General features: G+C 32.7%; 14 protein-coding genes and 1 pseudogene. 4 read left to right on the top strand and 11 right to left on the bottom strand.

Features of this window, described 5'->3' with window-relative positions:
- Positions 1-58 precede the first annotated feature (58 nt).
- From BC748_RS05345 to BC748_RS05325, 5 genes are all read right to left on the bottom strand, one after another.
- Positions 59-415 (bottom strand): helix-turn-helix domain-containing protein, encoded by a 357-nt coding sequence (locus BC748_RS05345; RefSeq protein ID WP_133532436.1) that lies wholly within the window; start codon positions 413-415, stop codon positions 59-61.
- Between the two features lie 399 nt (positions 416-814).
- Positions 815-2,716, bottom strand: coding sequence for a S9 family peptidase (locus tag BC748_RS05340; protein WP_133532435.1), 1,902 nt, complete (start codon positions 2,714-2,716; stop codon positions 815-817).
- A 199-nt stretch (positions 2,717-2,915) separates the two neighbouring features.
- Positions 2,916-3,359, bottom strand: coding sequence for a lipocalin family protein (locus tag BC748_RS05335; RefSeq protein ID WP_133532434.1), 444 nt, complete (start codon positions 3,357-3,359; stop codon positions 2,916-2,918).
- A gap of 2 nt (positions 3,360-3,361) precedes the next feature.
- Positions 3,362-4,735, bottom strand: a complete 1,374-nt coding sequence (locus BC748_RS05330; RefSeq protein WP_133532433.1) for a DUF5689 domain-containing protein — start codon at positions 4,733-4,735, stop codon at positions 3,362-3,364.
- 18 nt (positions 4,736-4,753) lie between these two features.
- The gene (locus BC748_RS05325; protein ID WP_133532432.1) at positions 4,754-7,621 is read right to left on the bottom strand and encodes a TonB-dependent receptor; all 2,868 of its coding nucleotides are present in this window, start codon (positions 7,619-7,621) and stop codon (positions 4,754-4,756) included.
- 138 nt (positions 7,622-7,759) lie between these two features.
- On the opposite strand from BC748_RS05325, the gene BC748_RS05320 reads away from it, so the two are divergent.
- From BC748_RS05320 to BC748_RS05305, 4 genes are all read left to right on the top strand, one after another.
- Positions 7,760-8,863 carry an endonuclease/exonuclease/phosphatase family protein gene (locus tag BC748_RS05320; RefSeq protein WP_133532431.1) on the top strand — a complete coding sequence of 368 codons (1,104 nt, stop codon included), beginning with the start codon at positions 7,760-7,762 and terminating at the stop codon, positions 8,861-8,863.
- Between the two features lie 59 nt (positions 8,864-8,922).
- On the top strand, positions 8,923-9,459 hold the full coding sequence (locus tag BC748_RS05315) for a 3-hydroxyanthranilate 3,4-dioxygenase (RefSeq protein ID WP_133532430.1): 537 nt from the start codon (positions 8,923-8,925) through the stop codon (positions 9,457-9,459).
- A gap of 219 nt (positions 9,460-9,678) precedes the next feature.
- On the top strand, positions 9,679-11,232 hold the full coding sequence (amaB, locus tag BC748_RS05310; protein WP_133532429.1) for an L-piperidine-6-carboxylate dehydrogenase: 1,554 nt from the start codon (positions 9,679-9,681) through the stop codon (positions 11,230-11,232).
- A gap of 127 nt (positions 11,233-11,359) precedes the next feature.
- Positions 11,360-11,731 carry a PEGA domain-containing protein gene (locus BC748_RS05305; RefSeq protein WP_133532428.1) on the top strand — a complete coding sequence of 124 codons (372 nt, stop codon included), beginning with the start codon at positions 11,360-11,362 and terminating at the stop codon, positions 11,729-11,731.
- A gap of 653 nt (positions 11,732-12,384) precedes the next feature.
- On the opposite strand, the pseudogene BC748_RS14290 reads toward BC748_RS05305, so the two are convergent.
- From BC748_RS14290 to BC748_RS05275, 6 genes and pseudogenes are all read right to left on the bottom strand, one after another.
- Positions 12,385-12,525 (bottom strand): annotated as a pseudogene (locus BC748_RS14290) (PhnA domain-containing protein); the annotation flags it as partial.
- Between the two features lie 12 nt (positions 12,526-12,537).
- Positions 12,538-13,938: a hypothetical protein gene (locus BC748_RS05295; RefSeq protein WP_133532427.1), complete on the bottom strand. Its 1,401-nt coding sequence runs from the start codon at positions 13,936-13,938 to the stop codon at positions 12,538-12,540.
- Positions 13,939-13,950: 12 nt separating this feature from the next.
- On the bottom strand, positions 13,951-14,526 hold the full coding sequence (locus BC748_RS05290) for a PhnA domain-containing protein (RefSeq protein WP_133532426.1): 576 nt from the start codon (positions 14,524-14,526) through the stop codon (positions 13,951-13,953).
- A gap of 13 nt (positions 14,527-14,539) precedes the next feature.
- Positions 14,540-15,034, bottom strand: a complete 495-nt coding sequence (locus BC748_RS05285) for a DUF6646 family protein (RefSeq protein ID WP_133532425.1) — start codon at positions 15,032-15,034, stop codon at positions 14,540-14,542.
- Positions 15,035-15,075: 41 nt separating this feature from the next.
- Positions 15,076-15,804 carry a metallophosphoesterase family protein gene (locus tag BC748_RS05280; protein WP_133532424.1) on the bottom strand — a complete coding sequence of 243 codons (729 nt, stop codon included), beginning with the start codon at positions 15,802-15,804 and terminating at the stop codon, positions 15,076-15,078.
- Positions 15,797-16,948: an ATP-binding protein gene (locus BC748_RS05275; protein ID WP_133532423.1), complete on the bottom strand. Its 1,152-nt coding sequence runs from the start codon at positions 16,946-16,948 to the stop codon at positions 15,797-15,799. Before BC748_RS05275 ends, BC748_RS05280 begins: the two co-directional genes overlap by 8 nt.
- Between the last annotated feature and the right edge of the window lie 20 nt (positions 16,949-16,968).

Here is a 16,968-nt window from a genome sequence, read left to right as displayed (position 1 = left end):
CTTTGAAAGTATTTGGACTTCACTCTGTATATTTCTTTCTTGACTTTAGCTTTTATACTTATTGGTCTTCTTGATTGGTATCGTTAAGGAACTTGGCAACTTCCTTGAGTTTAGAAACCGGAAGTGTTTTTAGTGTTTCCTGCCAATTGAATTCTTCTTGTTGTGGAATTAACTTATTTAATGGATGATTGTTGTTTAAAAGCATGTTTTTTTCAGGTTTAAAGGCTAATAAATCATTTGGTTCACAATGAAGGTGAAGACAAATTAACTCGACATGGTTTAAACGTAAAACGTGCATATCGTTGCGAATGATTTTTGAAGCTGTATGTGGCGCAATACCTATTTTGACCAGAAATGAGTAGGGTTTTTCTATTTGTCGTGCCTTAAAAATGGATGCGAGATTGAGATATAGCATAATGATTATTGTTTAACTATTATAAAAGTAAGTAAAAAGTAAAAATAGTATTGCATTACTTACAATAATATTAACAAAAAATAAAACAAGAATTCAACAACTAACAATACTACTTCTAAAAATAAAAACAAGAATTGTAATAACTACAAGTGATATTGTATTATATAAAAGTAATATTGCAATACTTAAAAACAGTATTGTATAATATAAAAGTTATATTGCAATAGTTAAAAGTATCTAGTTAGTTCTATAAAAAACCCAACTCGAGAAAGTTGGGTTTTTTATTGCTATTTTATTTATTGTATTGGAGTAATTGGTTCTCGATACTTTTTTTGTTCCGTTTCTCTACACAAAAAAAACTCGAACTGACGGTTTTGATTAAACCGGTTGTTATTTGATTTACAACGTTTCGTTTAACCATTTATAAAATTCTCGTTGCCAAACTAACGCATTTTGTGGTTTTAGTACCCAATGGTTTTCTTCAGGGAAATATAGAAAACGGCTTTTTACTCCGCGAAGTTGTGCTGCTTGAAAGGCTTCTTGTCCTTGACCAATTGGTACACGGTAGTCTTTTCCACCGTGGATAACCAAGATTGGTGTGTTCCATTTGTCAACTAATTTTATTGGGTTGAATTTGGCATAGGTTTTTTGTGCTATTGCATTGTCTTTTTCCCAATAAGCGCCACCATTTTCCCAATCAGTGAAGAACATTTCTTCGGTTGTTCCATACATACTTTCCATATTGAAAACGCCGCAGTGTGAAATAAAGGTTTTAAAGCGATTGTTATGAATTCCGGCAAGGTAGAAAACGGAATAACCACCATAACTTGCTCCAACTGCTCCTAAACGTGATTTATCGACATAGGTTTCTTTTGCTACATCATCAATTGCGGAAAGGTAATCGTCCATTACTTGTCCACCCCAATCTTTTGAGATTTTTTCGTTCCATTCTTGTCCGTGACCGAACATTCCGCGACGGTTTGGTGCTACAACTACATAACCTTGTGAAGCCATTAGGGAGAAATTCCAACGGAACGAATAGCTTTGGGTTAATGGTGATTGCGGTCCGCCTTGACAATACAATAAGGCTGGATATTTTTTGTTTTTATCAAAATTTGGCGGAAGAATTACCCAAACCAACATTTTTTTGCCATCGGTTGTGGTTACATAACGTCTTTCGTATTTTGGTAAAGCTAATTTAGCGTAAGTATCGTCATTGGTTTTTGTGATTTGTAGCCAGGTTTTTTTCTTTAGATTATACGAATAGATTTCTGGAGCATGGTTCATATCGGTTCTTGTAACGATGATGTTATCGCCTGAAAAACCTATGAAATCATTCACATCAAAATCACCTGAAGTAACTTGTTTAACCGTAACAGCAATTCTTGTTAATCCTGGAAAATTCACTTCGAATAATTGTTTTGTTCCATCAACAGCTGCAGTGAAATAGACTTTTTTTCCATCGTTGCTCCACAGCATATTGTCCACAGAACCATCCCAATTGGCGGTTAAATTGATGTCCATTCCTTTAAAACGAACGATGATGTCGTTTTTATCGGCTTCATAACCATCACGTTTCATTTGAAGCCAAGTTAAGTTTCCGGTTGGGGAAAATATTGGATTGGTGTCGTATCCTTTGTTGCTTTCGGTTAAATTAGTTGTCGTTTTTGTCTCGATGTTGTATTCGTATAAATCAGTATTGGTTGACAAAGCGTAATCGGTACCGAATTTCTTTTTGCAAACATAAATGATGCTTTTGCCGTCGGGCGACCAAGTGTAATCTTCATCGCCACCAAATGGTTTTTGTGGACTGTCATACGGCTCATTAGGCATAATGTCTATTACTTTGGCTTTTTCTTTGTTTTCGGCAAAGAAAACGTGGTTGTGGCTTCCGTTGTTCCAAGTATCCCAATGGCGATAATCTAACCCGTTATATACTTGTGCATCGGCTTTTTTAAGTTCGGGGTAAATTTCTTTTCCGAGAATATTTTCGGTTTTTACTTCTTGGGAAGAAAGTATGTATTTTCCATCGGGAGAAACATTTTTGTCTTTGACTAAATCTTTGGTTTCTTTTACCTCAATAGCATTTCCTCCAGTAACTGGAATGGTATAGAATTTAGAGTTGGACTTGTTTTCTTCTATGGAAGGAATTGCCACTTTATAAACGATATTTTTTCCGTCGATGGAAATTCCGAGTGGTGTAACTCTTCCTAATTTCCATAGTGTTTCAGGAGAAAGGACTTCTTGAGCCAATGAAGTTGTACTCATTATAATTGTAGAGATTAAAAATAATTTTTTCATGATTTTATTTATAAATTAACTAAAAAGAGATGTTAAGGTACATACTTTTTTGAAGAAATATTTAGTTTTAAAATTAGTTTTTTTGATAAAATATTTGCTAACCAACGTGTTTCTTATAAAAAGGAATAGTAAGAAAATAAAAAAAATCCCAATCTCGTTTTTAAAACGAGAAGGGATTTTCTATGTTTGAGATATTTTTTTACTGTTTTGAAAGTTTATAAAAAACTATTTCTCCTAAGTCATTCGTTCCTGATACTGTTATTTCAGTATTTGTCAACGCTACGATTGTTAGAACATTTTCATATTCGATATTTTCAATAACATAGTTAAAAATTAAATCTCTGTTATCCAAAATAAAGTCGCCACTAAAACTCGCATTCACACAATTTATTCCTTCTGTGCTAAAATCGTTAGAAACAAAAGTATTGTCATTTTTTAAAACTAAATTGTCTGCTTCACAACCTGTTTCATTTTGATAGTCCTCATAAACTAAAACGTTTTGAGCGTTTATAGTTCCTATTTTACTAAACTCCCATGTTCCTGAAAGATAATCAGGTTTTACGTAAGTAATATCATCATCAGATGACTCACAAGAAAGCAGGAAAACTGAAAGTGATAAAAGTGATAAAAATATTTTTTTCATAATTATTGTCCTAAAATTTGAACATTATCAATTTGATAAGTTGTTGTAACAATTGGTGCAGTTGTAGAACCTTGATATCTAAAGCTAATATATACATTTTGACCGCTCAAAGAGGATAAATTTGCAATAATATCATAGAAATTAGGTGCAAAACTATTATCAGTTATTGTTGGGATTATAGTATTCAATTGTGTCCAAGTAGCATTGTTAACTGCTGCTACAGTGTTAGCTCCATTATAATCAGTAGAATACCAAACAGTTACAGCAGTACCATTAAAGAAGGATGTTTTCAAACCAAACTTTAAGAAGTTTTGTCCAGGATTTAAAGTAATTGCTGGAGTGATTAATCTAACATCTAAATTACTTTCATTTGTTCCAAAAGCAGACATTTGAGCGTATTTATTATTACTGAATATGCGTGCTTCCCATCTTTCTCCTGGTGAAACTGCATTCATCGATAGATTACTCCATCCTGGTAGCGCTACAAAGGCACCATTTCCTGTGTTAGAAATACTTTCAAAGTTTTCTAAATAATATGGTTGTAGTGGCTGAAAACGAGGAGAACTTAGCATAATATCACTTTCATATCGAGCAACAAACTGATAATCATCACCAAATTTTGTTAAAATACCTCTTACTTTACCGCTGCCTTGAGCAACAGCTTTATTAGCGAAACCTGCAAAACTACTTGTTCTAAAGATTACAGTACTACCAAGATTATCAGTTAACAAATGATTTGTTGCTCCACCAACAGTATTTGTAGCACCTTCTACATAATAAGTATCATCCAGAGCATCTGTTGTGAATTGAACATTATCTAGTTCTATTAGTTTATTTATATAAATATCATTTTTTAAATCAAACAAAGAAACGTTCTGTACTAAATTACTTTCTGCAACAACATCACAAGTTCTTACAATCGACGCTTGAACTTGAGCCCTAGTTAATCTTCCTACCCCTGGAGTTCCAGAATTACTGACAAATAATCCACCAATTCTCACTCCTCCATTTGAAACATCTGTATATAAGTTTTGCATTTTAATTAGTACTTTTCTTCCTGGTTCAAATGTTGTGAAAGTTCCTTGTACATCCATAGGTACACTAAATGCTCTTGTTCCGTCTAATGTTTGGAAAGATACTGTTTTGAAGAAGTTTCCGTCTTTATCAGAAGATACAGCATAAGCTTCAATGATATCATCCTCAAGATATTGTTTTACAATTGCCGTTGCAGGAATTTCTGAAACTTCTTTATTCTTAACTAATGTTGTTTCAACACAGTCAAAAGTTGGTGTTGCGTATTCATCATCAACACAACTTGTTGAAAGACTTGCGATAAAAGCAAGTGAAAATATTGATTTTAAAAAATTTGTTTTCATATTGTAATTTTTTTTTTATTATAAATTGATGTAAAAGTTGAAGAAATAGGTTCTTCCAAATCCATAAAAATATCTAGGAGCAAAAGCAGGTGTTCCGCTTGCTAAATCTTGATTTAATTCTCTAAAATTAGCGTTACGAGCTTGTTCAAAACCACCTGTTTTATATCTAACGTCTAATAGATTATTTATAGTTGCAAAAATACCGATAGTTACAGGACTTTTTCCAGGAACTCTCCATGATTTTCCTCCTGTTAAATTTAAAAGAGTGTATGGATCAAATTTTTCTTGTTTTAAAATTGCATCTACTCTTTCTTGGGTTATTTCTGGGAAAGGTGAACCAAGAACGGAAGCAGGATTTCTAACAAAAGATTGTGTTCTTAAAACTGAAGAAACATCTAAATAAGTCTCTGATAAATGGTTTATGTTTGCTCCAACCCACCAAAATTTAGGATCACGATACTCAAGACCGAAACCATATGCTTGTTGTGGCATTCCTGGTTGTTTGTAATTTTTCAATTTAGACTCGCCCAAATTAACAATAGTTGACAATCCATTAGCTGCTCTGGTATCGTCATTTAAAAACACATTAGGATTACTATTATAAATATATTCACCATATGATAGAGCTGCCGTTGCTTTTATTGTTGAAGTAATTTGATACTCTAAACCAAGTTCTGCTCCTATATTTAATTTATCTAGTCCAGTAACTATTTCGGCTACAAAAGCATCACCTCCATCTCCGTCAGAGTCTTCGAAAGCTCCTTCTGCAAAGAAGAATGAAGTTTCGGTTGCATCTTTTATATTAGCATAAAATCCTGTTAAACGCGCTTTGAAAGATGGTGTTTTAATAACATAACTTAAATCTAAATTTGATACTGTTTCACTATCAATATTTCTTACTGGTGTATTACTTAGTCTAGCATTAAAAAATACATTTCTCATTGAAGGTGCTTTCGACATATATAATGAGTTAAATGTCAAAAAGTGCTTTCCAGATATTTTATATGTCATTCCTCCTTTAAAACCAAAGTTGTCAAAATCGATTTTTTCGCTTCTCCCTAGAGATGTAGTTGCATAAATTCCGTTTTGATATAATCCTTCTCTTTGGTAAGTCTTTCTATTAAACGATTGAGCTAAATAAAAATCTATTTTCTTATAAGTAAACTTAAATTGTGTAAAAACATCAATATGCTCAGCAAATAAATTATAATTGTACCCAAAACGATCGCCTTCTTTTACTTCTCTGTTTTGGCTATTAAGATCTGGTTGAGAAGCAGATCCAGTTTGAAAAGGATCAACGTCTAAAAATGATGTTCCTCCAAGAAGATCTGTTAAATATTGAAAATTTTCTGATTTTAATCTACTATAACTTGCTCCAGCATTCATAATAATGTTATCAGATAAATTACTACTTAATATTGTGTTTGCAGTGTATAATTTATCGTCTGTTCTATCTTGATATAAAATATACTTACTCGTTGCAGCAGTTCTAATTTCATTTCCTTGAGCATCATAACCTACTAAAGACGTGTTGGCTTTATACATTGCTGCCCAATCAATTTGTCTATTTGTTAAAAATGGTGCACTTATTGCACCTAATAAATCAGGATTTGGAACTCCACCTAATCCACCTGGTTGATAAGCTGAAATTGGAACTAAACTTGGTTCATTTTCATATAATGAAGTAAAATAACTAGGTAAATTTCTATAATAAGTTGGATTTGGGTCAGGAGCATTTAGGAAATCGATTCTAGTATTTCCAATACTTCCTGTTTGGTGCATTAAGTTTGTTGTTAAACGAGTTTTATCGCTTAATTTCCAATAATGAGTTAGCATAAATATTGGCTCTTCAACTTCTCTGTCACGGGAGTTTCTTTTTTTACCATCTTGCCAACCCCAAAACGAGTTATAATTAATACCAGCGATACTGTTAATTTCATCTGTATTTGAAGAATTTCTACCTCTTCTATTTTGCGCATAAATACTTGTAAAATTTATGCTGTGTTTTTCATTTATTTTTTTCTCAACACTAGCAAAAAATGAATTTGCACTATAGTCAGTTCCTTCGAAATAAGCTTCTTCTGCCCAGCGTCTAGATGCAGAAATCATATATGCCCAACCATCTTTATCCATTCCAGATGCATGGGTTGCCATTGCTCTCCAATTATAGTTTGTGTTTGTACCTGCAAATGATATTCTCGTTCCTTTTCTATAGCCCGAAGCTCTTGTATTAATTTCTTGTGTTCCAAGAATTCCACCAAAAGTATAATCTGAAGGTGCTGAACCCATAGTGAATTCTTGGTTTCTTGTAGCGTCATTTAATCCACCCCAATTTCCCCATTGTGGTCTATTGTCTAATAATTTATTCATAGAAACTCCATTCAACATAGTATTTCCATATTCATTATCTAAACCTCTAATTCTAAAACGTGCTTGACCCCAGTTAAAAGCTGCCGTCTGTTGATATGCATCTCTTGAAGCTTGTAATAATCCAGCAGTATTTTCAGAACCACTGTTATCATCACCCAAATCATTCTCGAGGATTGTAATTAAATTAATTTGTTGTTCAATTGTTAAATCTACCTCAAGTACAATGACACCTAAATCGAGCACTTTTCCTTCTTGAACTTCAATTACAAGTAACTGATCTTTGTAACCGTTACTTCTAAAAAGTACCATTTGACTTCCTGGAGTTAGATCATTAAAAATAAAAGCACCTGTAGCATCGGATAGCGATGTAATACTGGTGTTTTGAATTGAGGCAACTACATTTTGTAATGGCTTCTGAGTTTTTGAATCTATAACCTTTCCAGAAAACCCCGTGGATTGGGCAAAAACAAAAACTATCTGCAATACAAATAATGTACTAATGACAAGTTTTTTCATAAATAAAATAATGTTAATTTTTTTCTTTTGATATGTTAATAAAAACATAACGGCAACAAATGTACATCTTTTAATAATATTATATACTTTTGGCATCAAGTTTGTATCAAACTTGATATTAAATTAATATTACAATTTATGAGAATTAAAACGATTATGGTGCTTTTCATTGCTTTTTTTGCAATAATTGAGACAAATGCACAGTCAAAAAAGTATAATATTCATACGGTGGCTTTTTATAACTTCGAAAATTTATTCGATACTATCAATGGTCCAAACAATGATGAAGAATGGTTACCTGATGGTGCTCAAAATTGGACTGGGAAAAAGTACAAACAAAAACTACACAATTTAGCAAAAGTTTTATCTGAAATTGGTACTTCTGAAAATCCGAACAATTCACCAACGTTTATTGGAGGATGTGAAATAGAAAATAGAGGAGTTTTAGAGGACTTAATCAAAGAACCTTTACTTATTAATAAAGACTACGGGATTGTTCATTTTGATTCGCCTGATAAAAGAGGTATTGATGTTGCATTACTTTATCAAAAAAAACATTTCAAAGTAACAAGCTATAGTAATATACCATTACTTATCTACAAAAACCAAGAAGGAAAAACAGATAAAAAAGATACTGAAGAAGCAACAGATGATATTGTTGTAGTAGACAAATCAGCTGATAGAGTTTATACTCGTGACCAGTTATTAATTACAGGATTTCTTGATGGAGAAGAAATCAGTCTTATCGTTAATCACTGGCCATCACGTTCAGGAGGTGAAAAGAAAAGTTCTCCATTCCGTGAAGCTGCAGGAAGATTAAACAGAAAAATAATTGACTCGCTCTTTGCTATTAATCCAAATGCAAAAATTATCACCATGGGCGATTTAAATGATGGATCCTATAATAAAAGTGTAAAAAAAGAAATTGGAGCCAAACGTAAAAAAGAAGAATTAAAACAATTTGACATTTATAACCCATTTGAAGAAATGTTCTACAAGGGTAATGCAACGCTCTTCTACAGAGATGCTGGTGATATTTTTGATCAAATCATGGTTTCTGAAACATTCGTCAAAAAAGATTATTCTAACTTTCAATATTGGAAAGCGGGAATCTATAACAAGCCTTACATGATACAAACAACTGGACAATATAAAGGTTATCCGCTACGACACACAATGACTGAGATAGGCTATAGTGATCACTTTCCTGTCTATATATATCTAATAAAAGAAATTAAATAAATTCAAATCCCGATTCTGTCGGGATTTTTTATTTTGTAACTTTACATAAACTTTTATATATGTCAATCGCAAAGCCTTTCAACCTAAATAAATGGATAGACGAAAACCGTCATTTACTAAAACCACCTGTTGGCAATAAAAATTTATATATCGACTCAGGCGATTATATCGTCATGATAGTTGCTGGACCAAACGCTCGAAAAGACTATCATTACAACGAAACCGAAGAACTTTTCTACCAACTCGAAGGCGAAATAACTGTCTACGTTCAAGACAATGGTAAAAAGAAAGCCATGGAACTTTCGGCTGGCGACATGTTTTTACTTCCTGCAAAAGTGCCACATTCACCATCACGAACAGAAAATTCAATAGGATTAGTTGTAGAACGAAAAAGACAAGGAAAAGACATTCCCGACGGTTTGCTTTGGTTTTGCGACAACTGTAACCACAAATTGTATGAAGTCTATTTTGAACTCAATGACATCGAAAAAGATTTCCTAAAACATTTCAACCATTTTTACAACTCCGAAGCACTAAGAACTTGTGATAAATGTGGAACCATTATGGAAAGTGACAAAAGATTCGTAACCAAATAATTTTTTTTCAGGAGCTGAATCCTGCTGTCCGCTAACACGAGCGCAGCGAACTGGCGGAGCAATCTTTTTTATTGTTTTTGTCACGCTGAGAGCAGTCGAAGTGCGTTTCTACAAAAACAATAAAAAAGGATGCCGCTTCCATCAGGGCTAATTGACAAAAATTCAAAATAAACCACTATTTTTGCATAAACTTTAAAAAACAATACTAAAAAACACATAATGTCAACAATTGCACAACAATTCGGCATGACCGAAGCATTAGAAATCTTGGGTGTAAAAGCCATCAACGAAGGAACATCAACAGGAAATAATCATTTTTCAAACGGAGACATCATTGAAAGTTATTCTCCAGTAGATGGACAATTAATCGGAAAAGTAAAAACTACAACCGCCGAAGATTACGAAAAAGTAATGCAAACAGCAACCGAAGCTTTTAAAACATTCAAAATGATGCCAGCGCCACAAAGAGGTGAAATTGTGCGTCAATTTGGAGAAAAACTTAGAAAATATAAAGAACCACTTGGGAAATTAGTTTCCTATGAAATGGGGAAATCGTTGCAAGAAGGTTTCGGAGAAGTTCAAGAAATGATAGACATTTGCGACTTTGCCGTTGGTCTTTCTCGTCAACTTCACGGATTAACCATGCATTCTGAACGTCCTGGACATAGAATGTACGAGCAATATCATCCGCTTGGCGTTGTTGGAATTATTTCGGCATTCAACTTTCCGGTAGCTGTTTGGTCTTGGAATACTGCTTTGGCTTGGATTTGTGGTGATGTTTGCGTTTGGAAACCATCCGAAAAAACACCTTTATGCGGAATTGCATGTCAAAATATCATCGCCGAAGTATTGAAAGAAAACAACCTTCCAGAAGGAATTTCATGTTTAATCAATGGTGATTATAAAGTGGGTGAAATGATGACACACGATAAACGTGTTCCTTTAGTTTCAGCAACTGGTTCAACCAGAATGGGTAAAATAGTTGCGCAAGCTTGTGCGGCACGTTTAGGAAATTCACTTTTAGAATTAGGCGGAAACAACGCTATCATCGTTACTCCTGATGCTGACATTAAAATGACAGTAATCGGAGCTGTTTTTGGAGCTGTTGGAACCGCTGGACAACGTTGTACTTCAACACGTCGTTTAATCATTCACGAGAGCATTTATGATAAAGTAAAAGACGCTTTGGTTTCGGCTTATGGACAATTACGCATCGGAAATCCATTGGATCAAAACAATCACGTTGGTCCACTTATCGATACACACGCAGTAGAATTATACAACAAAGCTTTAGAAAAAGTAGTTGCCGAAGGCGGAAACATCATCGTTCAAGGTGGCGTTCTTTCTGGAACTGGTTATGAAAGCGGTTGTTATGTAAAACCAGCGATTGCCGAAGCTCAAAATCATTTTGAAATCGTTCAACACGAAACTTTTGCACCTGTTTTATACTTATTAAAATATTCTGGAGATGTTCATGATGCGATTGCTATTCAAAATGGCGTTGCACAAGGATTATCATCAGCAATTATGACAAATAATCTTCGTGAAGCAGAAGCATTTTTATCACAAGCTGGTTCTGATTGCGGAATTGCCAATGTAAACATTGGAACTTCTGGTGCTGAAATTGGTGGTGCTTTTGGTGGTGAAAAAGAAACTGGTGGAGGAAGAGAATCAGGTTCTGATGCTTGGAAAGTATATATGAGAAGACAAACTAATACTATCAACTATACTACTAGTTTGCCATTGGCACAAGGAATTAAATTTGATTTGTAGTTTTTGAAGAGAAAAGAACAAACAAAATAGAAAAAGCGTTCCGGAAATAATTTTTGGGACGCTTTTTGTTTTGCTACGCAACTATTTTGAAGATTTCACATCTTCAATTAAACAAAACCTAACACCAATGAAAAAAATTATTCTTTTACTGTTTTGCGCTCCTTTACTTCTAGCAACAACTTGCGATGATGACGAAACCATTTTTTGCACCACAGAAGCCGTTGCGGCACTTAACGTTACAGTTCGATTGGGCGACTCGACTACTCCAACAAGCGAAGGTGTAACTGTCGTTGCAACTGATGGCGATTATACTGAAACATTACAAGTTGTAGATGCAACCAATCCAATATTTATTGGCGCGTTTGAACGACAAGGAAATTACATTGTAACTGTTTCCAAAGAAGGTTATCAAACCTATACTTCCGAAATGACAATTATTACAAGAGATGAATGTCACGTTATTCCTGAGCTAATTAATGTAACTCTAGTAGCTAATTAATTTTTTGACCTTACAATTTTCTTTAAAGAATATAGAAAAGCGCTTCAACCGAAGCGTTTTTTTTATGTGCAAAAAGTATTTTGTAAAACATTTATTTTCCAAAAACCATACCTTTAATACTAAGTAACCATACTTTAAATACAAAATAATCATACCTTAAAGGCTAACTAAGTTAACCATAAAGACCTGCGGAGTTTACCTTAAAGGTTAACTAAGTTTACCTTAAAGACCTGCTGAGTTTGCCTTAAAGGTTAACTAAGTTTACCATTAATACCTGTTAAGTTAGTATTAAAGGTAAACTTAGCAGGTCTTTACAACCAAGTAAATGCTTTTATCATCAATTTATGTGAACCTTTGTAAATAAATAGAGGAATTAACAACTAAAAAATAGTTTTTAAAAACACTATTTCAGTAAGGTATGCGAATGTTGTGGTAGATTAAAGTTTGCGTTCCTCAAGAAATTTATCTTAGTGGAAAATACTCAGTTGCGAAGTTCGCAACTGATGCAAAACCACGAAACGTTAAAAAACCCTGAAAATTTCAGGGTTTTTATTTGTCATCTTGTCATTCCGAGTAACGAGGAATCTCATAATCTAAAATAATATACATCTTAACTTAATGAGACTCCTCGTTCCTCGGAATGACAAATAGTGTTACTTTGTCTTATTTATGTATTGCGTTAAAATAACAATATGTTGGTTTTCCACTCTACCTTCGATAAGGTTCGCATCATCCCAAACTAGTTTTATGTTGTGAACGGCTGCTCCGTGTTTTGACGTAAATGTTGCGCCTTTTACGTCTAAATTTTAAATTTTCTTAAAATCTATTATGATTTCTTTTGTTTTATTATTTTGATAGATGTATCTCATTTCATCTTTCAAAAATGCAGGTGCAAATTTTTTAATACTTGAATTATTTTCAAATTCTTTAATTAACTCGTCAATCTCAAAATTTTTATATTTTGTTTCAGAAGTCGAATTTTTTTGTGGAATAAAATTGGCATCAACAACAAACTCGAAGTAATTGTATTCTTTTGCTTTGCTTGAAATCATTATTAGATCATCATCAAAATCAGCAGCACTTGGACCAAAACCTCCAGGCATTGACAAGCTTCTAATTTGGTTCATTTGCATCATTTGCATTTGCATCCTCATAAATTGATGTTGCCACCACCAATTGTAATTATACATGTATGCAAATTTATTTACACGATCAATTCTTATTTTATACAAATTGTCTATTGTCTTATTTACTGTAATGGTAGTTTTTAAATTTGCTAGTTTAGTTTGAGAAAAATAATCCTGAACTACAGTATTATCAACTATGTTGGATAAATCATTCATTACTGATAATTTTCCATTTTCAGAATTATTTAAAAGATTAAAAGATTTTATAACTACATCATTAGCTGAAAGAGAAGATACATACAGTTTTTCATCGAAGATAAATGTATTTCTATCAATATAAGGTGAATTGAAGTTGTAATCAATAGATTGACTTTTAACTACGTCAGTATTTAAATCAAATTTTAAAACTCCTGTTTGAGAATCATCTTTGGATGTTGTAAAATATAAATTATCAGCACCTAAATAGGCTCTGGATTTATTAATTGAACCATTTTTTACAAACTCACTTTGGTTAATTCCTTCAATAGGATACCTTCCATTCTTAATGTTTTTGTAATCTTTAATTATTGATTCTGGTATGTTAAAAACTTTTTTTTCAGTAGATTTTGTATTTGTAATTACTTGTACATAAACATCATTTTTACCAAGATTTACAAGAATAGATCTATTGTTTTGATTAAAATATAAGTCTGGTTTAAAATTATTTAGATTTTGAAAATTACTCTTTCCAGTAGCCATATTGAAATCAATAACCGTCAACATTTCCTTTTTTTCGTCATAACTAGAGACTGTTAGCACATCTCCATTTGTATGACTTGTATAAAAATTTGGCTCAACTTCTAGAACTAAATCATCAAGTTGTTTTATTTTTCTTTCTGATGATAGTATGCAAGACTTAACAATATATTTTTTTGACTCTGTGTTTTTGATAAATAAAAAATGACAAGTCTCTTTATCATTTACTACTAGTGAAAAATTACCCTCTAATTTCTCATTTTCATTTAACTTATATGAAAATAATTCTACAGCACTGGACAGCTGTACTGACATAAATAATAGTATGAATATAATTTTTTTCATTTTTCTTGAATTTTACTTCGTCTTCTTTACGTATTGTGTTAAAATAAAAATACTTTGGTTTTCGACTCTACCTTCGATAAGGTTCGCATCATCCCAAACTAGTTTTATATTGTGAACGGCTGCTCCGCGTTTTGCCGTAAATGTTGCGCCTTTTACATCTAAATCTTTAATTAAAACTACAGAATCGCCATCTTTTAGTATATTTCCGTTAGAGTCTTTGTGGATAATTTTTCCTTCGTCGTCATCGGCTTCACCAGTTGCTTTTGCCCATTCTAATGCGTCTTCATCAAGATACATCATTTCTAGTAAATCGATGTTTTTCAAACGCGCTAGCATTCGCCAAGAAACAATTTGCACCGGAAGATTTTCATTCCACATGCTATCGCTTAAACCTCGCCAATCATTGGGATTAGTTGTTTCTGGATTGTCAATTTGGTCTTTTAAATTTTTGGTGATTAAAATGCAGTTTTCGGGAGTTTCTTCGGTTTTTGGTTCAACTAAATAGACAACTAAATTTTCATCGCTTCCACTAATTTCACACTTTGAACCGCTTCTGTCTTTTAATCTTTTTTCGGTAACTATGCTCATTTATTTTTCTGAATTATAAATTAAAAGAAGCTCCGATAGTGAAGACAAACTGATTATTATAATTCTCATATCCATTTACATCTGTATCATATCGAGCCAATGGTGTATTTGCTTCGGCAAACATTCCAAAACCATCCGTAAAGAAGTATCTAAAACCCAGATGTCCTCCAAAATTTCTCAATCCTAAATTTAATCCTGGATAAACATCCATATTTTCATCTAGCTTTAAAACATTACCAATGTTTGCATTAAAACGAACTCTTAAATCGGCTCTGTCTTCAAATCTTGTTTTTACGCCAGCTACTTCATTTGCATTTAGCATATAACCAGCAACAATTCCAAATGACATGTTTTCACCCATTCCAAAATCGGTTGAAATTCCAATTCCTGTTCCGCCATCTTGAAGCGTTAGACCTACTTGACCTTTCAAATCTCCTTTTCCTTTGAATGCTTGAGCGCTTGCAAAAGCAACTGAAAGTACTGCAATAACTGTGAATATTTTTTTCATATTTAAACTATTTATTATTTTACAAAAGTAATTGTTTATAATTAATTTCTTCCTTTTTCGTTAAAATACAATTCATTAAGATTTTCACTTTGCCAAAATTCTTTAGTATTTACATCCATAATGGTTAATGGACCTTTGAAAGCAGCACCTGTATCCACGTTCCATATAGTTGCTTTTTGGATTGGTATTGTTTCGTTTATTCTCGAAACTGGTGTGTGACCAATATAAATTTCTTTATACAACGTCAATCGTTTTGGGTAAAACTCACTTGTTTTTTGAATTCTATCGTCTAGTGCCAACGCAGTTTCCCAAAGAGTTCTATCCCAGTAAAAAAGCTTTGGAAAGTGTTCAAAATTAATCCCATTCATATTAGTAAAACCAGCATGAACAAACAATCTATTTTCATTATCGAGATAATAATTTTGTAAATTCTTGAGAAATTCGATGTGTTTTTGTTTGGTTTCATAAGTTACTTTTTCATAAGCCAAAACCGTTGATTCTCCACCATGTTGATACCATTGGAGATTGTCTTTACTTTCGTTTAACCATTCCAGTAACAATTCATCATGATTTCCACGAATGAAAATACAATTTTGTTTCTGTCCTAAATCGATTAAAAAATCTATTACTTGTGGCGATTCGCTCCAACCATCAACATAATCGCCAAGAAAAATTAACGTGTCGTCTAAAGTTACTTTTGCTCTTTCAAAAATTTGGTGCAAAGCGCGCAAACCTCCATGAATATCACCAATTACTAATATTCTACTCATTATTTTTATTGTATTTCATTTTTCGTAAAATTCGCATCGCTTCTTTAAAGTTTAAATATACTAATTGGTTTTTACTGGCTTTCAAAAAAGGTTTAGCTTCTATCAATTTTTGTTTAGCATCATTAAAACCGTTGAGATAACAAATCATTAATGTATAAGGAAAATTTTCTAAGTCATTTTCTTCGCGCTCAGAAATTGAAATTCCTTTTTGAAATTTAGTCAAAACTGCCAAATTAGCATTATAAATGTGATGCAACATTTTAGTATTGTATTTTGGCGGCTCAAAAAGCATTTGAGTTTCCATTTTATAATAACCATTGTCAAAAAACCGAATCGTTACTTTTTCTAAAGGATAATAACTCGTTTTATCATTCAAACCGAGCAGAACGTGTTCAATTATAGTAAAACTTTCGTCATCAAATGAAATAGTAACTACATCAAGTGTTGAATAAAACAATTTGATTTGTTCGTTAATTAACTCAATATCAACACGTGACAAATAAGTTGTATCCCTGATTTTTTTTGGTTTTCCAGCCCAACAAATTACAAATAATTCTTTGAAAACTTTATACTGCGAGAGCATATCACCATGTCTTTCCACCATAAAATTCATCACACCATCAAGCGTATGAGCAATACTGTTTCTAGAATTATTTTCTATACTGATAATCGTTTCAATATTTTGTTTGGTATAAGGTATTTTTTCGTCCGTTGGAATAGAATTGCTTCCTCTACGAACAAAAACAGTATTGGCTAAAATGGTATGAATATTTTTTTTAAAAAAAGAAACCTTGTGCTTTGGTTTAATCGTCACTAATCCAACTACTTTATCTTTTGGTAAATTGGGAAAAGGTATATTTTCATATAAAATCTTAGGCGGATTTTCTAAAAAAGCATTCACAAGGTTTTGAATGCGACTGTCGTCAAAAAAATCATCGCCCGTTATTTCGTTATTTTCATCTTCAACGCCAACAACAATATAGGAATTATTAGAAGGATTTGAATTGGACAATGCGCAAATGTGTTTTAAAAACTTGGCCTTTCCTTCTTTGGTATGCAAATTCAACTGGCGTTTTTTATCATAAAAAGTACTCTCATCATTGTGAGCAAGGAGATTTTTGATAAGAAGACGTTTGTTGATCATATTTTGAGTGTTCAGTGTTC

Origin of the sequence: Flavobacterium dankookense (assembly GCF_004362665.1) — a bacterium.
In the GTDB taxonomy this organism is placed as follows: Bacteria; Bacteroidota; Bacteroidia; order Flavobacteriales; family Flavobacteriaceae; genus Flavobacterium; species Flavobacterium dankookense.
Note: the sequence above shows the minus strand (reverse complement) of the source record. Positions and strands in the feature narration are given on the sequence as shown.